Origin of the sequence: Ohessyouella blattaphilus, from assembly GCF_024721265.1 — a bacterium.
Classification (GTDB): Bacteria; Bacillota; Clostridia; order Lachnospirales; family Lachnospiraceae; genus Aequitasia; species Aequitasia blattaphilus_A.
Genome location: NZ_JAMXOC010000025.1, coordinates 23,918 through 45,496, shown reverse-complemented (window position 1 = coordinate 45,496; position 21,579 = coordinate 23,918). Strand labels below are relative to the sequence as shown.

18 protein-coding genes are annotated in these 21,579 nt (G+C 43.3%); 3 read left to right on the top strand and 15 right to left on the bottom strand.

Going from position 1 to position 21,579, the window contains the following annotated elements; genetic code table 11:
• Positions 1 to 193: 193 nt before the first annotated feature.
• Together NHH16_RS13230 and NHH16_RS13225 are read right to left on the bottom strand one after the other, a co-directional pair.
• On the bottom strand, positions 194 to 1,630 hold the full coding sequence (locus tag NHH16_RS13230; protein ID WP_262070083.1) for a diguanylate cyclase: 1,437 nt from the start codon (positions 1,628 to 1,630) through the stop codon (positions 194 to 196).
• Positions 1,627 to 2,973, bottom strand: a complete 1,347-nt coding sequence (locus NHH16_RS13225) for a GGDEF domain-containing protein (RefSeq protein ID WP_262070082.1) — start codon at positions 2,971 to 2,973, stop codon at positions 1,627 to 1,629. Before NHH16_RS13225 ends, NHH16_RS13230 begins: the two co-directional genes overlap by 4 nt.
• A 280-nt stretch (positions 2,974 to 3,253) precedes the next feature.
• On the opposite strand from NHH16_RS13225, the gene NHH16_RS13220 reads away from it, so the two are divergent.
• Positions 3,254 to 3,868, top strand: coding sequence for a TetR/AcrR family transcriptional regulator (locus tag NHH16_RS13220; protein WP_262070081.1), 615 nt, complete (start codon positions 3,254 to 3,256; stop codon positions 3,866 to 3,868).
• Between the two features lie 61 nt (positions 3,869 to 3,929).
• Here the strand turns inward: NHH16_RS13220 and NHH16_RS13215 are convergent, their stop codons facing one another.
• The 12 genes from NHH16_RS13215 to NHH16_RS13160 all read right to left on the bottom strand — a co-directional run bounded on the left by NHH16_RS13215 (position 3,930) and on the right by NHH16_RS13160 (position 15,830).
• Entirely contained in the window at positions 3,930 to 4,865 is a 936-nt protein-coding gene (locus NHH16_RS13215) for a lysophospholipase (protein WP_262070080.1), read from the bottom strand.
• A gap of 157 nt (positions 4,866 to 5,022) precedes the next feature.
• Entirely contained in the window at positions 5,023 to 5,211 is a 189-nt protein-coding gene (locus NHH16_RS13210; protein ID WP_262070079.1) for a hypothetical protein, read from the bottom strand.
• 204 nt (positions 5,212 to 5,415) lie between these two features.
• Positions 5,416 to 6,036 (bottom strand): SipW-dependent-type signal peptide-containing protein, encoded by a 621-nt coding sequence (locus tag NHH16_RS13205; protein WP_262070078.1) that lies wholly within the window; start codon positions 6,034 to 6,036, stop codon positions 5,416 to 5,418.
• Positions 6,037 to 6,135: 99 nt separating this feature from the next.
• Entirely contained in the window at positions 6,136 to 6,651 is a 516-nt protein-coding gene (locus tag NHH16_RS13200) for a signal peptidase I (protein ID WP_262070077.1), read from the bottom strand.
• 142 nt (positions 6,652 to 6,793) lie between these two features.
• Complete coding sequence (locus NHH16_RS13195; RefSeq protein ID WP_262070076.1) at positions 6,794 to 7,384, bottom strand: hypothetical protein; 591 nt, start codon at positions 7,382 to 7,384, stop codon at positions 6,794 to 6,796.
• Between the two features lie 89 nt (positions 7,385 to 7,473).
• Positions 7,474 to 8,052, bottom strand: coding sequence for a hypothetical protein (locus tag NHH16_RS13190; protein ID WP_262070075.1), 579 nt, complete (start codon positions 8,050 to 8,052; stop codon positions 7,474 to 7,476).
• A 17-nt stretch (positions 8,053 to 8,069) separates the two neighbouring features.
• The gene (locus tag NHH16_RS13185; protein WP_262070074.1) at positions 8,070 to 11,465 is read right to left on the bottom strand and encodes a vWA domain-containing protein; all 3,396 of its coding nucleotides are present in this window, start codon (positions 11,463 to 11,465) and stop codon (positions 8,070 to 8,072) included.
• 207 nt (positions 11,466 to 11,672) lie between these two features.
• On the bottom strand, positions 11,673 to 12,104 hold the full coding sequence (locus NHH16_RS13180; RefSeq protein ID WP_262070073.1) for a hypothetical protein: 432 nt from the start codon (positions 12,102 to 12,104) through the stop codon (positions 11,673 to 11,675).
• Positions 12,105 to 12,115: 11 nt separating this feature from the next.
• Positions 12,116 to 13,339 carry an AfsR/SARP family transcriptional regulator gene (locus tag NHH16_RS13175; RefSeq protein ID WP_262070072.1) on the bottom strand — a complete coding sequence of 408 codons (1,224 nt, stop codon included), beginning with the start codon at positions 13,337 to 13,339 and terminating at the stop codon, positions 12,116 to 12,118.
• 94 nt (positions 13,340 to 13,433) lie between these two features.
• Positions 13,434 to 14,405 (bottom strand): hypothetical protein, encoded by a 972-nt coding sequence (locus tag NHH16_RS13170; RefSeq protein ID WP_262070071.1) that lies wholly within the window; start codon positions 14,403 to 14,405, stop codon positions 13,434 to 13,436.
• Complete coding sequence (locus NHH16_RS13165) at positions 14,405 to 15,091, bottom strand: COG1361 family protein (RefSeq protein ID WP_262070070.1); 687 nt, start codon at positions 15,089 to 15,091, stop codon at positions 14,405 to 14,407. The genes NHH16_RS13170 and NHH16_RS13165 overlap by 1 nt, the downstream gene beginning before the upstream one ends.
• A gap of 19 nt (positions 15,092 to 15,110) precedes the next feature.
• Positions 15,111 to 15,830: a hypothetical protein gene (locus NHH16_RS13160; protein ID WP_262070069.1), complete on the bottom strand. Its 720-nt coding sequence runs from the start codon at positions 15,828 to 15,830 to the stop codon at positions 15,111 to 15,113.
• 232 nt (positions 15,831 to 16,062) lie between these two features.
• Here NHH16_RS13160 and NHH16_RS13155 point away from each other — a divergent pair, with 232 nt between their 5' ends.
• Positions 16,063 to 17,772 (top strand): two-component system response regulator, encoded by a 1,710-nt coding sequence (locus tag NHH16_RS13155; protein WP_262070068.1) that lies wholly within the window; start codon positions 16,063 to 16,065, stop codon positions 17,770 to 17,772.
• 11 nt (positions 17,773 to 17,783) lie between these two features.
• A complete protein-coding gene (locus NHH16_RS13150) occupies positions 17,784 to 18,122 on the top strand; it encodes an Hpt domain-containing protein (RefSeq protein WP_262070067.1) in 339 nt (112 codons plus the stop codon).
• A gap of 36 nt (positions 18,123 to 18,158) precedes the next feature.
• On the opposite strand, the gene NHH16_RS13145 is transcribed toward NHH16_RS13150, so the two are convergent.
• Positions 18,159 to 21,527 carry a response regulator gene (locus tag NHH16_RS13145; protein ID WP_262070066.1) on the bottom strand — a complete coding sequence of 1,123 codons (3,369 nt, stop codon included), beginning with the start codon at positions 21,525 to 21,527 and terminating at the stop codon, positions 18,159 to 18,161.
• Positions 21,528 to 21,579 lie beyond the last annotated feature (52 nt).

Below are 21,579 nucleotides of genomic sequence, written 5' to 3'. Positions count from 1 at the left end.
CTACCGGGCGGATTGCGGACTTACACCGGTTAGAAACGTGCGCCGCCAGGCGCACAGCAAAAAGCAGCTCAATTATCGGGTTCCCGAAATTGACCTGCCTTTGCCGTAATCACACCAAGAATAACTTGTCCAACAAGTTAAAATAAGTATAATCCCTTTTCCCGCATTTGTCAAGACGTTCCCTTATACAGAACTAGGTTAACAAATTGGTAATCCAGTCCACCGAAGCTATCTTTCCTTCATTATAAAAATAAATCCCACCGCCACTACGCTTCGACTCGTACATCGCTTCATCAGCAGCTTTTAGAACTTCATCCGAAGTTTTTCCATCCTCGGGAAACTTAGCAATACCGATACTAAAACCTAAGTTCATTTCTTGTTCCTTAATTGACCAGATACTCCGTGAACGTTTATCAAGCTTCTTCGCAGTCTTAACCGCCACCGCTTTCGAACGATCTCGTACCACCACGATAAACTCATCACCGCCAAAGCGATAACAAGTACATTCTTCAGACACTTGCCCTTGCAAGAAATACCCGATGGTCTTTAGCACCTCATCGCCCATACGGTGGCCGTAATTATCGTTAATCTCTTTAAATTTCATCAAATCAAAGAAAATCAGATAAAACTCTTCCTTATTATCAATAAGCTCCCGGGTCTGCTCCATAAACATGCGTCTATTTGCTAGGCCAGTTAGGGGGTCACGCTCCGCAATTTTGCGGATTTTTTCTTCCACTTGCTTATCTTCCGTAATATCAATACTACTTACGATATGAGCCGTGCGACCGTCTTCCCAGTTAACCGCCACACTTAAAACCCGAAACCACGAACCATCTAACTCCCGCATATAGTCCCAGGAATAGATTTTTGTTGGGTTGCCTTCCTCATCAAGCAATTGCTTTTGCGGGCAAAAATCACACTGCTGCCGTTTCCCTTTATAGAGAGACGAATAACACTGCTTACCAATCATGGCATTCACGCCGCCATAGGGCGCTGCCATCGATTTATTGACGTATAACACCTCGTGGGTATAGAAGTCATTCACATAGATATCTACGCCCATATTATCGAGAACTGTCTTAAGCGCTTCTTCCGTTTGCTGCATGCGTCGCTGATTGATCAGTAACTTCACATGATTAGCTACTAATACCAAGATCGAAAAGGCCAGCTGCTTATTAAGTTCTCCCGTTCGCCGAACCTCCCGGCGATCCCCCATACCAATCAGGCCCACTAACTGACTATTCTCATCGAGAATTGGTAACAGCAGTAAAACCTTCGTATGAAAAAGTTCTAAGAGCCGATCATCAAGCGGAGTCGTTCGTCCCCCTTTAGTATTACAGGAAATCAGCTTTCCTCCTTTAAACGCCTGAAATAACGCTTCGCCAAGTTCCTTTTTGGCATCGATCATCTCCGGTGTCAAAGAAGAGCCCGTCGCCGGTTTGTAATACGCATCAAGAATAAGGGCTTCGTCATGATTCACATGATAGGTAAAGCTATACTCAAAGTCAAAAAATACACACATCTCATTTAACACTTCATAAAGCACCTGAGAATCAACATTTCCGTCCTCTAGCTTATCTAAGGTCTGAACCCAATATTCAGATGTTTTTTCGTCGTTAAAAAGATTCATGATTGCTCCTCTTGTCTTCTTCTATGTTTCGACTCATACATTCGCAGATCCGCTTTATGAATCAAATCAGACGTAGTCCTTGCATCATCAGGAAAACAGGTGACACCTAAGCTCGCACTAACAACAAGCTCTTGTGAGCCAAGCAAAAAGGGCTCTTTCATATCCTCTTTCACCTGTTCGATAATCTTCTCGACCTCTGCCTGATCTTTATCTAAAAATAAAAGCACAAATTCATCACCGGCATAACGATACACCCGGTCCTTCGTCTCTTTATTCTCGTTAAAATAAGCACCGATTTGACGAAGTAGTTCATCGCCCACATCGTGACCATAGGTATCATTAATCACCTTAAAGTGATTCAAATCACAAAAACCGATATACCCTTTACGCTTCTCTTTAAGCAAGGTTTCGATGCCATCGTCACAGTCTAAGAGCAGCTTATGGCGATTCCGTAGCCCTGTCAAAGCATCATACTCCGAGTAGTAACGAATCTGTTCTTCTCTTTTCACCCGTTCGGTAATATCGATACTACTTACCGATTGCGCCAGGCGGCCATCCACCCAGTAAAAAGCCGTACTGATAAAGCGACGCCACGAACCATCTTTCACCTGCATATTCCAGCTCTTTGGTCCTGAAAACTCACCCGTTTTTGTAACGAGATTTTCTTTCTTCACAAAGCCCTCTGGCGCCTTCTCCTTACCAAAGAACTCCTGCCAAGGATTATTGCCAATCTCTTCATCGCTTAAATCTAATCGCTTTCTTAAAGAAGCATTCATGTAAAGAATCGCATCCGTATAGTAATCAAGGACAAACACATCTACCCCGGTGTCATTGATAACGGTAGTCAGTACATTCTTCATCTTCTCCGCCTTCGCCGCCGATAAAAGAATACGCAAATAGTTACCAATTACCACTAGAATGTAGTGCGCAAAATTTAAATCTTGATCCCCTTCCCGGCTTTCACCACGGCGATCGGCCATGCCGATAAAAGCCATTAATTCCCCGCTTTTATCCGTTAAGGGCAATAGCAAAAGGGCCTGTGCCCGAAAGATCTCAGCCATGTGCTCATCGAGTGTGGTTTTTATCTTTAGGCGGTCATAATTTACATTCTTACATTCCAAAAGTGCTTGGTAGGATTTGGCGTCTAGACGTTCTCCCAAATCAATCGTATGATCCAAATGTTCAAAGTCTAGATAGGCTCGATGGGCAGAAAATAACGTTGCCTGTCGATTGGCATCCACCAGATAAATGAAGCTACAGCCAAAGTTAAAATAGCGACAGATGTCCCTCATCACATCGCTTATAATCATCTTACGGTCTGCACTTGAATTTAATTTATCCATGATCGACGTCCAAAAACTGGACATCATATTCGAAAAATCTTTGCTCATTACACGATCCTCAAGCTTCCAAAATTTATGTAATAATTTTACCATATATGTCAAAAAAGTTCTAGATTAAATGTATTGTATCGTTTCTTTCTGCTAATGCATATATCATATATTTAAAAAAATAACCAAAAAATCCGCTTTTCCTTGGCTATAATGCCCCTTGAATTATACAACATTTAGGTTTATATTTTGTAAGTTGCAACAATAGGCAAGATTTGGAGGTTTTTTACCTATGGGGAACACAGCAAGAGTCGAAGTAGAAATCGACCACAATTTGCGCAAGCAAATTATGGATTGCGCGGTTACGATGATTGAAGAAGAAGGTTATGCTAGCTTATCAATCAAAAAAATCGCACTGAAATTGGGGGTTTCAGTGATGCAAATTCAGTTTTTCTACAAAACGACGACACAAATTATCGCCGATATGGCCGATACACTTTATTACCAGGTTATGCTTAATTCAATCACCATTGCCAAAGACTCGCGGTTTCGCACAAGCAAAGATAAGATTCGTGAGCTAATGTTGATTTTTATTAAAAGCTTTGCCAGGGAACCGGAAATGACGAAGGCCATCATGTACAGCGGGGTCAACGAAATCTTCGCCGCCAAGAACAAGGACTGCTTTCCTTGCCACTCAGGTATGGAGCAGTATAGTGCTATTCTCGATGAGGGCATTAGAAGGGGCGAATTTACCCCTCTAGCTTCTGGCACCACTTGGATGATGCTCAGCGCGCTCTTAGGTTTTGTGATGACGGCCATTGAAAACCGCATCTACCAAACCAAAAGTTTTTCGCAAACGGCGGAACTCTATGTAGATATGCTACTAGGCGGATTAACTGTTCGCTAGACGCGCCGAAGTGCGCATCCCTAACAGAGTACCTATTACGTTAAAAGACCAGATTCGGGTTTTATCGCCCTTGTCTGGTCTTTTTTTCTAGCCAAAGATAAATGTCCTGGTATACTTCTTTCCACTTCACACCGTTTAGAATTTCGTGCCTTTCCTTCTCGTAAAGGCGTTTTTCCACATCCGTGATTCCGAGATTCTCATACGTCTTCCCAATTTTGGCCACCCCTTCACCATAAGCGCCCACCGGGTCTTCTAGCCCTGATAGCATCAATACCGAAAGGTCCCCCGGAATCCGCTTCCGGCCGGCTACGCTTTTCTCTTTAATAAAGCCATCAAAGATGTGGTAATAGCCATTGACGGTCATGGTAAAGGTGGTCAAAGGATCCCCTACATATTTATTGCGCTCTAGCTTATCCGAACATATCCACTCATAAGGGGTCTTCGCCGGTTCAAAGTCCTTATTAAAGCGACCAAGTCCCAGCTGATTGAGCTTTTCACTGCGGTAGTGGCCACCCCCTCTTTTTATTAAAACACCGGCTAATAGACGCCCCGCTAGCAGTGAGACGAACCCATACTCTCCTGGTCCTGAATAGATCACACCGGCTAACTCACTACCGTAAGACTGCACATACTGGCGCAAAAGAAAAGAGCCAAGAGAATGCCCCAGCATCACATAAGGCCTTTCCGGATACTTGTCCTTAGTCATCCGCCATAGCCGCCGGATATCACTAAGTAAAATAGCGTTTCCCTTCTTAGGAGCAAGGTATCCCAAATCTTCTTCAGAGACCACCGATTGTCCGTGCCCAAGCAAATCATGGCCCACCACCACGTAGCCTCGCTTCGCTAAGAACTTAGCAAAGCGATCATACCGGTCAACATACTCCACCATGCCGTGAATAATCTGCACCACTCCTTTGATTTCCCCATCTGGCGTCCACTCTATCCCGTGAAGCGCAGTCCTGCCATCTCTTGAACTAAATGTAAATTCTTGTTTCATCTATCCGCCTCCAATATCCTATTCTCCCTATTATACTCCATAACCGGAGAAAAGATTACTCCTTTTTTGCTTTTCTCGTTTACCTCAGTAAAGCAAAAAAAGAGAAAGAATATGGAAACGCACTGCCAAAGCAGAACGCTTCCATACTCTTTCTCTCCTAGTTCCAGGCTGAATCTTCGACTGTCTTCATAACAGAATCCATCAACCTCAAAAGCTCTAAGGTACTTCTAAAAGGAATCTTCTTTTGTTCTTGTACCCAAAGAATACTTCCCTGCCAAGTCCCTCCTTCTGTGCTTTTAACATCGATGACGAAGCTCTGGCCCCCCATCTCGACTTTCTTGTCCATAAAATCACCTTTTATGTTATCCCCATGAAGTGACATTGTTTCTAAAGTACATCCTACCACTTTTATTCGTATTTAGAAACCCCTCTTTATCCTTTTCCTTATCCCACTAATACTTTGAAACTCAAAGTATCTTTTAAAAAGAGGAGGAGCCTAGAGCTAGGCTCCTCGTTCTTATACCCATTATTGATTTCGCATAAACACCGTTTAGAATGCTGCAAGAGCCGCATCATCTGCCTCGTCGATGGTAAGTCCAGCGGCTTGGATAACAAAGCCTTGAATTATAAGGTCATCTGCAGTTACCGATTCTCCGTCTAACGTAAGACCGTCATCACCATTTTCAATGCCTCTGTTTAATTTCACAAAATCAAACACACATGTGGTAGAGACATCAGCTGCATTACTTTCAACTATGTCATTATACCGATAAAGACCATTGCCAAATTCGTCAACATCAACTGCAGTCCAGTCATCCGTATTGAAGCCTTCATTCTCGCCATACATTATCTGAATAACACCGTTAAGTCCTGTGACATTTGCATATACATAAGCATCCACACTATCTGCTAGCACCTTTACGTATGGGGCTTTATCCATCGCTACTCCTGGAACCATATCTTCATAAGTAAAGCCTTCTTCGTTGTCTACTAACCCATCTTCTCCTCCAGGAACCTTTTCCCAAGTCTCTGCCTCAACATCACCTACGGTAAATGCGTTGGTTACTGTATTCGCCGTATCTGATAAGTAGGCCAAGGTTGCACCGATACCAATAACTGCGATTAAGAAAATCGCTACAATAACACTTATTTTCTTTTTGTTCTTTACCATGTTCTCTCCTCCATAAATTCATTTTCTTGCTACAAATATACATTTTATTTTATACGTTGATTATATGGTATAGGGGTCACATATAAGTCACATATCTCTTTATTTTGCCTCTTTCTTCGGCTTTTTTTCTTCTTTTTCTCCTGCCTTCCAGATGCTCGGCAAGAAGTTAAGCAAGAGTAGGACCACCACCACAGAACAACCTACACCTATCCCTAGCGGTGTACGAATATAAAGGCTAAGCTGTCCTACGTATGGTAGATGCAATCTGACTTTTCCGATTACATTTTCAAACATAACCGGATTCGCATCTTCCGCATTGTTGTTATCTCCTTTGGTGACAATTTCTTGCTTTTCGGCATCTACCTTCACCACTCGATGAGTCACCACCGTATCTTTACTGATGTAGTAGGAAATAACATCACCCGCCTCTAACGTAGAGGGTTCCGTTTCTTTCGCTAGTACAATGGAGCCAACTGGTATATTCGGTTCCATGCTACCGCTTATAACTACCATGGATTCATAGCCTAAAAGCTTCGGAAGAAGTAAGGCCGCCGCCGCTAAAAACAGGATTGCAATAATAACTGTACTGATAAAATTACATACTTTTTCAAACATCTCTTCACTCCCTTTATGGTATTTTTACACTTCTATATATCATACCACGTATCCCCCTAATTAAGCTAATTCTCCTATTTAAAAACGAGATAGGAAGTAACTTCCTATCTCGTAATGCTTATAGAAATGCGCTTATTGAAACCTAGTTCCAGCTAGCAGCTGTATTTGCTACAACATCTGCTTCATCATCATCTACATTTTGCGCCTGTACTGCCAAGCCATTTAGTACAATATTATTCGCCGAGAAATCCTCTGTCCCGTCATTGTCAATTGAGTAGGTAATGGTATTAAATAAAGGATCTGTATCTGCTCCTGCCGCTACAACTTCCTTATAACGATAAATTCCGTCTAAAGTATCTTCTGTAGAAACCTTTACCCAAGTACCAGCATCGATAACATCTTCAATATCTGTATCAATCATACCTACAAGATCATCTAAGCCAGTAACCTTGATGTATACATAAGAAGCCACACTATCCGCTGCTAATCTCACAAATGGGTCCTTTTTTGCCTCATCTCCTGCCATTAAATCGTAAGCATTACCCTCAGCAGTTGTTGTTGTAGGATCAGTGATGTCTGTCTCCAAAATCTCTGCCCCAATAACCGCGGTGCTGTCAAATGTATTGGTAAGTGTATTGGTTTTTGTTGAAAGCAAGGCCAAGGTTGCCCCTACTCCAATTGCTGCGATTAAAACTAATGATACAATTAAACTGATTCGTTTCTTTTTACTCATACTCTTTCTCCTTTTACTTGTTTTGTTATTTTGATGATGTGCAAATTATAATATTTTTTTGTCACATCTCGGTCACATATTTTATGTTTTTACGGCGTCGGTGTGGTTTCATTATCAAATATTGCCCAAATACTTGCTGCATCTGTAACTTTTTCACCAGCCGCATTAAGTGCTAGCGTCTGTACACTCTCCTGGTAAAGGGAAATATCAAACTCTTTAAAGTTACTATAGTCTGGATTGCCCTCATCGTCTGTCTGATTCCACTGAACCTTTGTGAAAAGCGCTGTTGTTGCCGCACCAGGAGCTAGCGCTTCCTTGTAATACCAAAAGCCGTCATCCTTCTTCGTCCAGTCTTTAGTGTTATAATCTAGCGTGAATAACCCGCCGTCTCCATTGCCGTAGGCATTGTCAGGAGATATGGTAACCCTAAGACGAACATAACAATCCGCATCATCTTCATCGCCAGTATTTCTTACAACCGGCGCTTTATTCATTCCGGAAATATGCTCTTCAATCTCGCTTTCTACCGGCTTAATACGAAATGTATTCGTTAAAGCGCCAGCTTCCGTTGACATTAAGGCTAAAGTAATACCAATCGCCAGAGTAAATATCAGCAGGGCAACTAGAGCAATCATTTTATTACGTTTTGAACTTAATATTTTTTTCATCTCTTATCACCTCCGCTTTAATTTGTCGTCTCTGGTAGAACTGGAACCTTTACTACCGGACCTTTAATCGTCGTTCTAACTGGTGTAATCACCGGCTCTCCATCCACCATACGAACTTTATTCGTCACTTGGTCGGCATCCGATGAATAATATTTGTAGGTCAGATGATTAATAAAACTTACCGAACCACCCTCTTTAGTAACCGAAACAGTTATGTTGTTGTCACCTTGAAGTGTATATTGCTTTGTACGTAGCTCAGTAACCGTATATTTGCCAACGGGAAGATCAATCTCGACAGAACCTTCTAGCTTGTCATCTTCTCCGATAACAATCACACCACTGTAGACAACACCCGTCTTTTCATTCTTAGCATTAAAGGTAAAGATTGCATCGCCATATGCCTGCTCAAATTCGTTAATTGTTTTATTGATCGTAAGCTTTGCCATTTGAACTACCACATGGATGGTAAAATTATGATTCGCTTCACTGTCATTGCCAACGTGGTTGTCAGCGCAAGAAATCACCTTTGTATTTTCGATGATCGCATATCTTGTGATGTCACCCTCTGTGCCGCCTAGTTTATCCCTACGCTTAACCGTAACCGTAAAGTCTGAACACGTTTCTGGTGCGTATGTGTCCGCGCCTTCATTATTAGAACCAGCTATAAAATTAAACTCGTAATTTAATACTGGTGCAGAAGTCCGTAACTCTGGAAGCTCTGTATCTGTTGTGTCGCAGTGCCATGTAGTCTTAGTCGAATCTAGCCTCTCGCTAACCGTTGTAGAATCACCTAGATTTATCTTAGTATCGCTCACTTCAACTTTTGGTTTGTAAACGTATACTTTTCCCTCAGCCTCAGCGCTTGTACTCTGCACCCCAGGCTCACCTTCCGCTTTTGGTAACGGTTTCACGCTTGCTGTTACTGTAAAAGTTTGATTCTCCTCGAGGAGCTTGTTCTTGTCAACACTAGGATTCCATGTTCCCGTTTCCTGTCCTGGTTGCACTGTATACGTTCCTACTACATTGTCTTCTTCATCGGTAACCGTATAAACTATCGTTACAAATTCATTAGTTGCTGTTCCACCTAAGAGGTAGGGCCCATTGTTAATTTTATACGGAACACCGGCATCATCAGTAAATAAGTTGACGACTTCATCCCAGTTATCACCTACGTAGATACTATGATCTTTAACTTCAAAACCGTAAAGCAAACTTACATCCACGTCTGGCTCCGGGAAGTTTTTAACAGGATCCGTCGATGTCCCATCGGCGTATATCGCTGCCCCATTATTCGTCTCGACATCATTTCCACCGATAAAGCTTGGAGCTCGCTTTACGGTCACTTCAACCACAAGCTTCTCGCCATTTAAATCACCGGTAGTACCATTACCATCCATATCATTAGTGATAAAATTCTCCTTATAGTTAAAGTTCGTTACCGAAATCTTCTTTGTAGCAGTATCTATAGACACATATGCATCCTCAAATAGTGTTCTCTCATCCCATATTGGATTTTCATCGGCATCATAACCTGCAAAAGCTTGTGTATATACGTTCACGTCGTCTGGCGACCCACTATTTAATACAAAGTAATCGCTAATAATATCCGTTAATACCGATTTTTCATTAAGGGTTACGGTATTTGTTTGTGTGCTTTCTGCTATTTTTTGGAAAATTTCACTTAGCTCCGACGACTTCGTCGCCGTGAGATAATAACCTTTTGTATAATCTCCACCTGTTCCTGGGGCACTTAGACTAGTTGCCGCCGGATAATTTGAAGAAACGTAGTTCATATATTTATCGATATTTGTTGTTGGATCAAAACCTGGGTTTGCACCACCTAAAATACCTACGGAATAAACTGTCGCTTTTTTATCCTTTAATGACTTCGCTTGTGCAATCGCCTTGTTTGCAACTTCATCGTTGAAATCTGAACCCGTTGTGGGCACACCATCTGTAAACATTATTACAACTTGATTGCGATCTTTTCCATCTGTAGTACTAGGAGCTGCTGCCATCACGCTATTCGCCTTCGTCATACCATCACCAGAATTCGTGGCTCCCACTGCTCCTAATCTACTTACCGATGATTTAAGTGTACTTAACCCATCTGGAGTTCCTGCATCCTTCCAAGCTCTCCCATAATTATCACTTATAGTAGAACGGCCATTAAACACTCTAGCGCTGTCCGAAAAACCAACAATGGCAACACGATGATTCACACCGTTTGCTATTGCGTCTTGATTCACACTCTCCAAAAAGGTATTTACTGCATTTTTTAAAGCTGTTTGTCTTGTAGTTGTAGATAGTTGCTTGTACAAATCACCATAGTAGCGATCCCTACCATTAAGATATATATAAGCATTATCCCGGTAACTCCACTGTCTAGTTAATAGAACAAATTGACCGGTAACTAACATCCCATAGGTAGCATTATCCTGCCATTTCGTGCTTGCGATTTTCTCGTATTCAAACCGCCATGCCATACTACCAGACTCATCAAGCACTAAAACAATATCTGCCGGAACTCTTTCTTTTGTAGACGTAACAATTCCTTTGGCATAAGCATCAAGAGTAATGGTATAAGTCCCATCGTTATTTGCTTTAGCTGTTTTGTCAAGTACCAGATTCTTCGTATCCCCCGTCTCACCTGCTAGAGGTGCTACATTTAAAAACGCGCGTCCCATTTTATTGTTAGTTGTCGCTTCGTTCTCTTCTGCAGCCGGTTCTTCTGTTGACGAACCTTCTAAGCTTTCGGCTCCACTCTCAGCTTGAGGTGCCGGCGCTGGTGCCACGTAACCACTAAGAGCAAAAGTAAACGGTGCGTACCAAGAAACTGTCGCCTCGCCTTCTACTGTTTGTAAAAGACCCATGTCGAATTTTAAAGTTTTAAGAGCAGTGCTATCATAAGCAGTTGCTGCTAATGGATAGGCTCCTGTGCTCGCTTGATCATAGACAACTGCTGCCTTCGTCGCATCTAACGAGTTGACACTTGCACCGGCTTGCGCATATATGCCATCACCGAAGGTCGCCGTTACGGTATAGTTACTAACTGGGAAAAGCTCATCTACACTGCCGTCTTCTCGCCGCGTTGCCTTACCGTCTGCTCCCACTGCCGCGAAGTAAACTCTTATCTGGCCGGCGGAATCGGCTCCCACATAGACACCTGGGAAGATGCCGGCATTTTCCGCTAGATAGCTATCGTATTCTGCTTTAGAGACATCCACGCTGATGTGGGCTCCTAGGTTTCTTAGGAAGCTAGTCGTCTCCTCGTTTAACACTTGTGGTTCAAATCCCACCGTGTCATTATTAGCAAGAGAATTTAGCGTAATATTGCCAATTGCCGCTGAGACAACCATCACCAGCGCCAGTAGGCCCGCTATCATCTTTCTTTTACTACTTCTCTTTCTCATGATATTCCCCTTTCTGTATTTCGATATTTCATGTTTTGAGAATAACTCATTCCACTTTGTTACTAATCACTTTAATCATTTTTCTAATCATTTTTTGGATATTCTAATCATTTTCAAAATCAATATACCAAGATGTTGTCACATAAAGGTCACAAGAAGTATCTTTTTCGCATAAATGGCATAAAAAAATCACTGTGTAGTTTTTGGCTACACAATGACATTTTTCTCTCGCAAGATATCTGTACATTCAAGAATGGTTGCAAATTTACCCAATATATTTTTTTCTAAATCCTTCACTAGTCCTTGCCACTCGGCTCCTTGCCTAGAAGTCATTACCATCTCTATCGTGGCGTAAGCGCCAAGGCAAGCATCGATTTCCCCAGCCGTATGGTACTTCTTCGGTGCCCCTACATAAGACGTATAGCGATTTTCTTCGGTGAAGCTACGAAGAACCCGGTGTTGCTGAGGTTGTCCGATATCATTATAGGCGTCATCCACCTTGGCAATAAAGTCCAAAAGCCCTGTAAAACTAAGGGGGTCCTTCAAGGCTACGCCGCAGATTCTTCCTGTTAGCACCTCTTCCCCAGCCTCGTCAACACAAATTCGCAAGCTATTCACCGGATATTCATACCCTTTCATCGCTCCCCCTCCTAGACTGCACTTCCCTCAGGCGTACAAAGCATTTCACTAAGACCAAATTGTAGATTTACTTTTCTTCCTGCTGGTGTTTTATCGTATTCACTCATTATCCGTTCGATAACAAGATTGGCTGTCTCTTGCTGAAGGCTTGGTAGCATAATCATCAACTGCGAAGCGCTATACTGAGAGATAACATCCCCACCTCTAAGAGCTCTGATAAGTACATCTTTAAGGGCGCTTGCACCTTCTTTCACAATCCGTTTATAAGCGGCACTGTCTTTCTTAATATTCGCCTTAGGGCTAAGCGTCACTAGGATCAAATATACAGCAATACCCATGCGCGCAGAGCGTTTTCTCTCAAAGCAATAGATTTCTTTAAAAACACCGTAATCGCAAAGAAAGGCGCCTTTTTCCTTCTCTGCAATACCACCGATAATGCTCTGAATATCCGCTTCCTCTTCATGAGTCTCTTTTAATATTTCTTTATATAAATCTCGCAGTTCTTCCGAAGGCGTTACTCCCAGGTTATCATAAAGCACCGTTACCGTTTTCTGGTACTGTTCTTTCGCTAACTGATACTTCTTCTGACGAATGAGTGACTTAATAAAAAAGAAGTGAACTGTTTCCTCTAGGCTTTCTGCCTTTAAGGCTTCCGCACAAACCGCCTCCATCTCATCGTAGCGTCCAACCTGGTCTAGTTCTTTTGCAAGTTCTTTAACCGCCGAAATATATATTGAATGGTAATATGTGGACATGGCAACTACCCAATACTCTTCAATGAGCTTGGGTAGTAAAGTTCCTTTATATAGAGACACTGCCTCTTCTAAGTATTCGATACGTTTAAGGCTATCGGTTTCTTTCAAAGCCTTTTTGAAGCTTTCTTCAAAAATCGAAGCGTCCATACTTACTTCAATGTTTTCATTCCACTTGTAAGAGCCTCTGCCTGTATCTATAAATTCTAAGTCTGGCCACTTACTCTTTAGCAATGTTCGCAGCCGATAAACCAGATTTTTTAGTGCTCCCGTCGGATTATCACTGCGTTCATCCTGCCATAAGGCTTCCACTAATTCCTGAACCGTAATAACCTTTGTGCGATGGCTCAAGATATAAGCTAATAGCTTAATAAGCATATCTGAGCGCACTTCTTCCTGGTTTAACTCTTCGCCCATCCCAGAAATAGAAAACTTCCCAAATGTCTGGACATATATTTCATGTCTACATTGTGTGGTATCCATACATTTTCCCTCATTCTTCGTTAGATTACTACACAATTATACCATGAGGAAAAATAAAATAAAAGTTAAACTTTTTTGACCTACGGCATTTTTTTTATGACATTTTATTCACATTTGGCTTTTTTACCTTTAGGTAAATGATAATACCTGTTGCCAATAAAATCACTACTGCCGCTCCTAGATAGATCATCCATCCATTGGATTTCGTTGCCTTCTCTGTGGTTTCTTTTTTAATCTCTTCATCTAAAGGTACGCCGCCGTCTTCTGCCGTTACCGGCTCATCAGTAGGCGCTAGTCGCTCTTCTAAAGGAACGTCACCGTCTGCAACCGTCGTTCCTGCATCCGCTGTTGTCCCTGCAGCGGTCGCTGTTCCCGTAGCTGCTGTTCCTGTGGCAGCTGTTCCCGCAGCTGCGCCTGGCACTACCGTTGTTCCCTCAGTAATCACCGTCTCGCTAGCAGCATCATCACCTGTATTAGAAGCGTAGACAAAGGTATGTCCGATCGTCGCGTTCTTGGTCGGGGTAATTGCAACATGTTGACTACCTGTAAGCGTATACCCAGCAATCGCCGGCGCAACTAAGGTAAGGCCTGCCCCTGCCTCATGAGTACCGATCACTGGTTGAGCAATCTGTACGCCCATTCTATCTACATAAGACACTTGATAAGTGGCTTCATTGACGATTCTCGCATACTGAGGAATCACATCCGTCCTCGTCTTTACTTGAGGACTAGTAGCCGTTGCCGAGTATTCGTTTTGGGAGCCATCCGCTCCTAGATCGCCTACTACTTTCCAAGCTCTGATATAATAGCCGGCTTCTACATCTATGCCCTGAGCCACATTAGCAAGATCGATATACTTATCTACCTCGTACTCTCTCTCTTCAACTGTTTTCCCATTACTAAATTGTCCGTGTTCTCCTGATCTGAAAGTAACTATAACTTTACTTCTATCTGGCAGGTCCATCGCTTCTGCTTGGATACCGGCCACGCATACTGAAGCCACCATAAAAGTAAGGGCGAAGACAAAGGCACTAATTCGTTTTAAAATCGCTTTATTTGCTTTCATTAGCGCACCTCCTCTTCTTTTTTCTTACGTTTCATTACTACTAGAGCGATAATCACGATAAGGCTAAGAGCAACTACGCCGATAATCGCTAGACCAGCTGGATCGCCGGTGCGGATAATATTAGAAATTCTTCTAATGGTCGTATAATCATCTTTGGTCTCGGCGGTAATACCGATATCAATCTGACCGGAAGTTCGCATATAGGCATTCTCCGTAGAGCTGCCATCCACACTTAAGTTAAGCACTACCGTGGCCTTATGTCCTTTTGCTAGGGTAGCTAACAGTAATTTATTATCGGTGGTCATGGCATCTTCACCAGCAGAAACCTGGGTCTTGCCATCAGCGATAATAGCGCTAAATAAAGTGGAGCGCGCACCAGCGTTATCGATCACCTCTACACTAAAGTCCATAACTCCGTGGCTCGCTGCTGCCGCTAAGTTTTCCACCAAGTGGGTGTCTAGATAGAACTTCATCTCGGTTGCATCGTTATTAACTAAATCTACTTCAATCTGGCGATTGTCACCAGGCATCAAATTATTGAAATTCTCACCGGTATTGGCACCCACATTAAATTTCTTAGTACTGCCATCAAACTCGATCCTACGATCGGCTGCGGAAACATTTAGCACCGTTCCCATTAGCATTATCAGTACGAGAAAGGCAGTTATCATTTTGTTTTTCTTCATATTATATATACCTCCCTCTCTACTCGTACTCTAAGTCTGTAATGTTACCTGCACCATCAATCGTAGCCTTAGCACCCCATTCGGCTAGAATAGCCGCTTCGCCGTTTTGAGCTTGAACTGCTTCGGCGACAATTTCAATCCGCGGTGTCAGGCCAGAGTAGATGTTGTCATCAACATTTCTGAAATTAGGTAAGATGGTGTAACCATTAAGGAAGTTGGTGGTCACATCATCCCCTTCAATCGGCTCTGTATAGTAAGCTTCGTATAACTCAAAGCCGGCGGCGTTGTTCGCGTCCTTCTTACTATCTTGACTAACAATCCATCTGGCATCCGTGCCGTTTAGACTAATTGAATCCGAATCGAATTTACCTTCAGGAAAGTCTGTGTACACCTTACCATCTTTCTCCCAGTAACAGTACATCTTTACCCGGACATACATCGGTACCGAGTCAATCGCTTGAAGACGATAGCTATTCTCAATAAACTGTCCTGGCACTAACTTCTGATTATCACCGGCCTCGCCACCAAGAGTAATGACTGTATCGCCCTCAGCAAATCTAGGCACTTGATCTTCTACCTCGTCCAGCCCATCCCCAGCTATAATTTTCATCTCTAGCGAAGGTACGTCCATCGCTTCGGAGAAAGTCCCTCTGTCTTGTAAAGCCGCGAAGGTTCCCCCTAGTAATGCGAGAACGACTAAACTCGAAATTAAGATTAAAATCTTCTTATTCTTTTTCACGTCTCATACTCCTTTATCAATTAATTATTGTTATTAAGTTACCTGATTAGAAAATGATTATTATACATTATTTATCTGAATTATAGAACGCAGTTGTCACATATTAGTCACAAGTTAGACTTTTTCCACATTTTTTACATTTTGTAGCCCACTAGCACCTTACACTGGTTGCTTTTTTCACGATATAAGTGTAGAATTACATTTAACATTTGGAGTTATAGGGAGATTAATAATGAGAGACGGGAATTCAATTATTGAAAACAACTACGAGGCGCAGATGAAAGGGGCTACAGTCAGCAAAATTTTGATTGTAGAGGATAGTCCGATCAATCGGCAAATCCTAAAGAAAATTCTAGATGATAGCTATGAAATTCTCGAAGCCGGCAATGGGCAAGAAGCTCTTGACGTGCTAGCTGAAAATTGGGAGGATGTAGCTGTTATTCTGCTTGATTTAATGATGCCGGTGATGGATGGCTATACGTTCCTAGCAAAGGCAAAGGAGCAAAAGAACTATGCTTCTATTCCCGTTATCGTCACCACCTCAAGCGATAGCGAGAAGGATGAGGTAAAGGCTCTTAGTAGCGGGGCCACGGATTTTATCAGAAAGCCTTACCATTGGCAGATTGTTAAGCACCGGGTAAAGAGTATTATTACCCTTAGGGAAACAGCCGCCATGTTTAACTTAATCAAATACGATCAGTTAACCGGTCTCTCTAGCAAAGAGTATTTCTACAAGATGATGGACGAAACCCTTCGCGAGCATCCTGACCGAGAATATGACTTGATTAGTTGTGATATCGAGAATTTTAGCATTATTAACGACACCTTTGGCTACGATACCGGTAATGATCTGCTAAAGCTTGTCGCCGGTGTACTAACCGAGTGCTTTAGTGACTACCTTTACTGCGCTCGCTTAAATAGCGATATTTTTATCCTTTTAGTGCCACATCAGGAAAGGTATCCCGATGGCTATTTCCAACTCCCTGTGGATAAAACGAATGAGCGTTTCAAGCCTAGTAGAATTCAGATTGACTTCGGCGTATACCACGTGGTTGATGATGGTTCTACCGTGCACGTAAGTTGTAACCGCGCCCTTTCTGTAATCGAGAAGATTAAGGGAAACTTCGCCAAAAACGTTACGTATTACGATGAAGACTTTAAGAAGAGTAAAGATTTTGCTCACAAGATTACAGCCACGATGGAAAAGGCCCTGCATGAAGGTGAGTTCTTGGTTTATTATCAGCCGAAATATTCACTAGCAACGGAAGAAATCGCCGGTGCCGAAGCTTTGGTTCGCTGGATTTCTCCCGAGGAAGGGTTTATGAACCCAGGAATGTTCATTCCTCTCTTTGAGAAGAATGGTTTTATTACCGAGTTAGATAAGTATGTATGGGAGAGCGTCTGCAAGTTCCAAAGGAAAGCAAAGGACGAAGGAGTGCAGACGTATCCTATCTCTGTGAACGTTTCGCGAACGGACCTTTATAATCTAGACGTTCCCGCCTTTATGACGGAATTGATTAAAAAGTATGACTTAGAACCAGAAGACTTACACTTAGAAGTGACCGAGTCCGCCTACAGTGAGCATCCGGAGATGATTATCGAGATTACCAATCGTCTTACAGATCTCGGATTTGTGTTAGAGATGGATGACTTTGGAACGGGTTATTCTTCCCTTAACATGCTTAGCGATATGACCTTTGATATCTTGAAGCTGGATATGCGTTTTGCCCAGAATCACATGGAGAATAAGCGGCAAAACGAAGTGCTAGCCTTTATCTTGGAGCTGGCTAAGCGGATGGATTTAGGCGTTATCGCCGAAGGGGTCGAGACGAAAGAGCAAGCTGAAAATTTACGCTTTATGGGTAGTGATTTAGCCCAGGGATTTTATTTTGCCAAACCCATGCCTGAAAAGGATTTTTGGGAATTACTAAAGAACTTATAGGGAGGATATTTATGGGAGTTTTTATAGATAAACTAGAGGCGTACGGCGCCGACACCGAAGTAGGACTTGCCCGGTTTGCCGGCGATGAAGGTTTATACGAACGTTGCTTTTACATGTTAATTGACGATGAGAACTTTGCCACCTTGCAAGAGGCTGTCGCCGCCAAGAAGTACGATGAGGCCTTCAGTGCTGCTCACGCTCTAAAGGGTGTTGTTGGCAACCTAGAATTAGCACCACTATACCAAGCCGTCTCGGTTGCTGTTGAATCGCTACGCGCTTCTAAATTAGACAATATTGAGGCTGAAGTTGCGAAAGTCGCCGAAGAATACGAGAAGATTAAGGCTTTATAAACTAAAGGTCGCCACTTCAAGTGGCGACCTCTTTTTTTAAATGTATGTAAGTACGGTTTGATATAACTCATCCACCTCTACCGGCTTAGTCAAGTGGCCATTCATACCACTTCTGCGACTTTCTTCTCGGTGTTCTGGGCTAGCGTGAGCCGTGACCGCGATAATGGGTAGGTCATGATACTTCTTCTGCTTACGAATTTCTTCTGTGGCTGTAAGCCCGTCCATTCGAGGCATTTGCACATCCATCAGCACCACATCAAAGGCACTCTTCTTCAGGGCTTCTAAAGCTTCCAAGCCGTCACCGGCAGTGCTCACTTCTATACCCACCTTCTTAAGAAGCTCGACCATAATGATTTGGTTAATCATGTTATCTTCCACCACCAGCACTTTTTTTCCTGCCAGGCGTCCATAATCAGGCTTTTCTTGTTTACCAGCTAAGGCAAATGGGATCGCGACGGTAAAAATACTACCACCACCGGAACGGGAAGCATACATTATCTCACCGCCTAGCAAACTAGCAAGTGTCTTCGATAGTGCTAGTCCCATTCCCATACCTTCGCTCTTCTTATCATAAGCTGTATCCACCTGGGTTAACGGGACAAATAACTTTTCTCTACTTTCTTCACTAATGCCAACGCCAGTGTCTTCCACGGCAATTGTCAAAGTAATCCCCTTCGTCGCCGGCGAGGGCCGTTCACTTACGTGGATGGTGACACCACCTGTTCTTGTAAATTTGATTCCATTCGCCACCAAATTATAGAGAATCTGTTCTAAACGAACGCCATCACCAATTAACTTTTCAGCAATAGGCGCACCTTCATAGCGTACTTCCAAGTCAAGATCTTTAAGCTTCGCTTCCTCTTTTAGGATTTCCGCCACACTATCAATGGCCTCTCCCGGGCTAAATTCTTTCTCTACCGGCTTAATCATCCCTGCTTCTGCTTGGGAGAAGTCTAGAAGCGCATCCACCGAAGCGGCCAACAGATGGGCTGAGTGGACGCCATTTTTAAGAATTTTATTGCCTTCCTCACTCTCTTCAAGTTTAGAAGCTTCTCTTGCCATCGCCAAAATACTATTTAGCGGTGTGCGCACTTCGTGACTAATAGATGCCAAGAATTCGTTCTTTTGGCGGACATTTTCCTCAGCTAGTTCTTTAGCACGCTGCATCTCTTCCATTGACTCCCGTTCTGCAGTCAAGTCTCGCAGATGACAGATCACATTGTAACGTTCGCCATTTGGGACTCGCACCAAGGTTACCTCTGCCACTAAATCTTTGCCGTCGGCGCGCTTATGGCTCCAGCGGAAAATATCGCGGCCATCTAAGAAGGCCTTAAGCAGATGCTTTTCTCCCTCGGTTTCCCCATACTTGCCATTGTTAGAGTAAAGAAATTGCTGATAGTGTTGGATTACATCTTTTTTGTCCTTCGCGCCAAAAAAGCTTACCGCCTGTTCGTTACAATCGATCACCCGCATTTCATCGTCAATCACCATATTTACCAGGGGCATATTATCTACCATAATACGGGAGCGCTCCTCACTGACCATGAGCCGCTGACTCGCCATCACCGAGGCGAGTTGGGCGGCAATTGCTTGCACAGTCTCACCATCCCCTTCGCCTAGCTTCGATAAGAACGGCGTCTGCTCCTCCATGCGCCCTGTTACTAGGACCGCTACGGTCTCCGCACCTAGAACTATCGGCATGCTAACGAAATACCGCAGCCCGAGAAATTCCCGGATATCCTGAAGAAACTCTAGAGACGTGTCCGAATTGATAATCACTGCCCGTTTGTCTGCCAACATAACCGTAGGCAACTCTATCGCCCGGTCCGTAATTCGGTACGTTTCCTCTGGTGTAAACCCTTGAAGAATCTCCGCTTTATATTTCCCATTTTTTTGTGCCACAAAGACCACCGTCTTTTGCATATTAAGAGCCGCGTTAATTCGTCTGGTTGCCAGGCCAAAGCTTTCTTCAAAGTCCTCTGAACTATGCAGCGTTGTTGACAACTCAACTAGGAGAGAGAACCCTCGGCGTTTCTGTTCTAATTCCTGACGAATCGTGACCGATTCCGCATCTAGTTCAAGAGCCTTCGCTGCATTTGTGGAAATCAAAGCTTCTAAAGCCTCTGTCGTAGCTGGTGTCGTCACTTTTCTCCCATCTTCTTTGTCTTCCCACTCGCTGGCCACTTCCTTTTTCTTAATCGCTCCTGTTTTCTTAGAAACCAAGCACAGTACGCCTGTCCAGTCTAAGCCCCGGGACTGACCGCCAATAGGGGCGATTTCTACCCCTGTATAGAGGCCAAGAAGTGGTACTTTATCCCCGATTTCCTCTTGAATAACCACCGCGTCCTCTAGATCTTTACCACTATATCCAGCACATCTTCCGGCACAGTCTATATACAAAGCAAAAAGCGGTTCTTTCCCTTCTAGATTCTCTGGTGAAAATAGTTCCCTGACCTTGGGGCGCATATAATCTAGCTTGAGGGAGCGATACATAATTTGGAAGCGGGTCCCCTCTTGCATGTCTGGCTCAAACATGACGATTCCTGCCCGCTCTTTATCAATACCTAGGCATAGCCTTGATGCGTAATTGTTTTCATCATAAGGTGCCCAGTCCTCACCGTGATTAATACCAAAAATCAAGAAAAACGGGAACTGCTCCGCGTGAATCCGACCGCCTAAAGCCTTCTCAATAAAGGGAATGGCTGGCTCGCCGTTAATTTCTAAAATGGTCTGTTCCTCGGCCTTCGTAACGGTAAAATAGGTAGAAGCCGGCTCACAGCCATGCATAATCACATTATCAATCGCAATGTCGTCGGAGAAAGAAAGTGTCATTGCTTCACTTTCCGTAATCCGCTCTCCTAGGAACTGCTTCACCGGTGCGCACATATGATCACCTTGTAGACCGGCACCTACCAGTTCTGGCATAAAGCCTAAACCTTTTTTCAAACCTTCAAGCAAGTACGTGGCCATAATGATACCGCCTTGCTTCGCATTCACAGCATCATAAAAAAGCATTAGACTAGATTCCCTAGTAACTCCCTGCCCCCTTAATTTCTCACCTAACTCCTTGCCAACACCGGCTTCTCCTTCGGAAAGATTACCTAGGCTTAACACGTCAAGACAGGAATCCTCCAACCAAAATAAGGCAACCCCTACTTGGTTGCCTGCATAGCCGAATATATCATTTGTAATAACCCCAACCGTACCACCGCCGTATATCAAAATTTCGCCGATCGTTTCTGTGACCCCGCGTCGCACTTCCTTCTCCGTTAAGGCCGCCGTGTGAAACAATAAGGCAACATCCGGCTTTTGTACGTTTTGGCTTTTTTCTAGCGCATTTATACAAGCGGCTTTCGCCGCCTGATACCCCTCTGGATTATCTCCATAGCCAACGGCAACTCTCATAAACATCCCTTCCTAATTACGTCCTCAATATATTTCCCATATATTGTAACAT

What these genes read in the sequence shown, in the direction of transcription:
- NHH16_RS13230 (WP_262070083.1), bottom strand. Translation starts at nt 1,630, where the DNA reads ATGAATCTTTTTAACGACGAAAAAACATCTGAATATTGGGTTCAGACC.
- NHH16_RS13225 (WP_262070082.1), bottom strand. Translation starts at nt 2,973, where the DNA reads ATGGATAAATTAAATTCAAGTGCAGACCGTAAGATGATTATAAGCGAT.
- NHH16_RS13220 (WP_262070081.1), top strand. Translation starts at nt 3,254, where the DNA reads ATGGGGAACACAGCAAGAGTCGAAGTAGAAATCGACCACAATTTGCGC.
- NHH16_RS13215 (WP_262070080.1), bottom strand. Translation starts at nt 4,865, where the DNA reads ATGAAACAAGAATTTACATTTAGTTCAAGAGATGGCAGGACTGCGCTT.
- NHH16_RS13210 (WP_262070079.1), bottom strand. Translation starts at nt 5,211, where the DNA reads ATGGACAAGAAAGTCGAGATGGGGGGCCAGAGCTTCGTCATCGATGTT.
- NHH16_RS13205 (WP_262070078.1), bottom strand. Translation starts at nt 6,036, where the DNA reads ATGGTAAAGAACAAAAAGAAAATAAGTGTTATTGTAGCGATTTTCTTA.
- NHH16_RS13200 (WP_262070077.1), bottom strand. Translation starts at nt 6,651, where the DNA reads ATGTTTGAAAAAGTATGTAATTTTATCAGTACAGTTATTATTGCAATC.
- NHH16_RS13195 (WP_262070076.1), bottom strand. Translation starts at nt 7,384, where the DNA reads ATGAGTAAAAAGAAACGAATCAGTTTAATTGTATCATTAGTTTTAATC.
- NHH16_RS13190 (WP_262070075.1), bottom strand. Translation starts at nt 8,052, where the DNA reads ATGAAAAAAATATTAAGTTCAAAACGTAATAAAATGATTGCTCTAGTT.
- NHH16_RS13185 (WP_262070074.1), bottom strand. Translation starts at nt 11,465, where the DNA reads ATGAGAAAGAGAAGTAGTAAAAGAAAGATGATAGCGGGCCTACTGGCG.
- NHH16_RS13180 (WP_262070073.1), bottom strand. Translation starts at nt 12,104, where the DNA reads ATGAAAGGGTATGAATATCCGGTGAATAGCTTGCGAATTTGTGTTGAC.
- NHH16_RS13175 (WP_262070072.1), bottom strand. Translation starts at nt 13,339, where the DNA reads ATGGATACCACACAATGTAGACATGAAATATATGTCCAGACATTTGGG.
- NHH16_RS13170 (WP_262070071.1), bottom strand. Translation starts at nt 14,405, where the DNA reads ATGAAAGCAAATAAAGCGATTTTAAAACGAATTAGTGCCTTTGTCTTC.
- NHH16_RS13165 (WP_262070070.1), bottom strand. Translation starts at nt 15,091, where the DNA reads ATGAAGAAAAACAAAATGATAACTGCCTTTCTCGTACTGATAATGCTA.
- NHH16_RS13155 (WP_262070068.1), top strand. Translation starts at nt 16,063, where the DNA reads ATGAGAGACGGGAATTCAATTATTGAAAACAACTACGAGGCGCAGATG.
- NHH16_RS13150 (WP_262070067.1), top strand. Translation starts at nt 17,784, where the DNA reads ATGGGAGTTTTTATAGATAAACTAGAGGCGTACGGCGCCGACACCGAA.
- NHH16_RS13145 (WP_262070066.1), bottom strand. Translation starts at nt 21,527, where the DNA reads ATGAGAGTTGCCGTTGGCTATGGAGATAATCCAGAGGGGTATCAGGCG.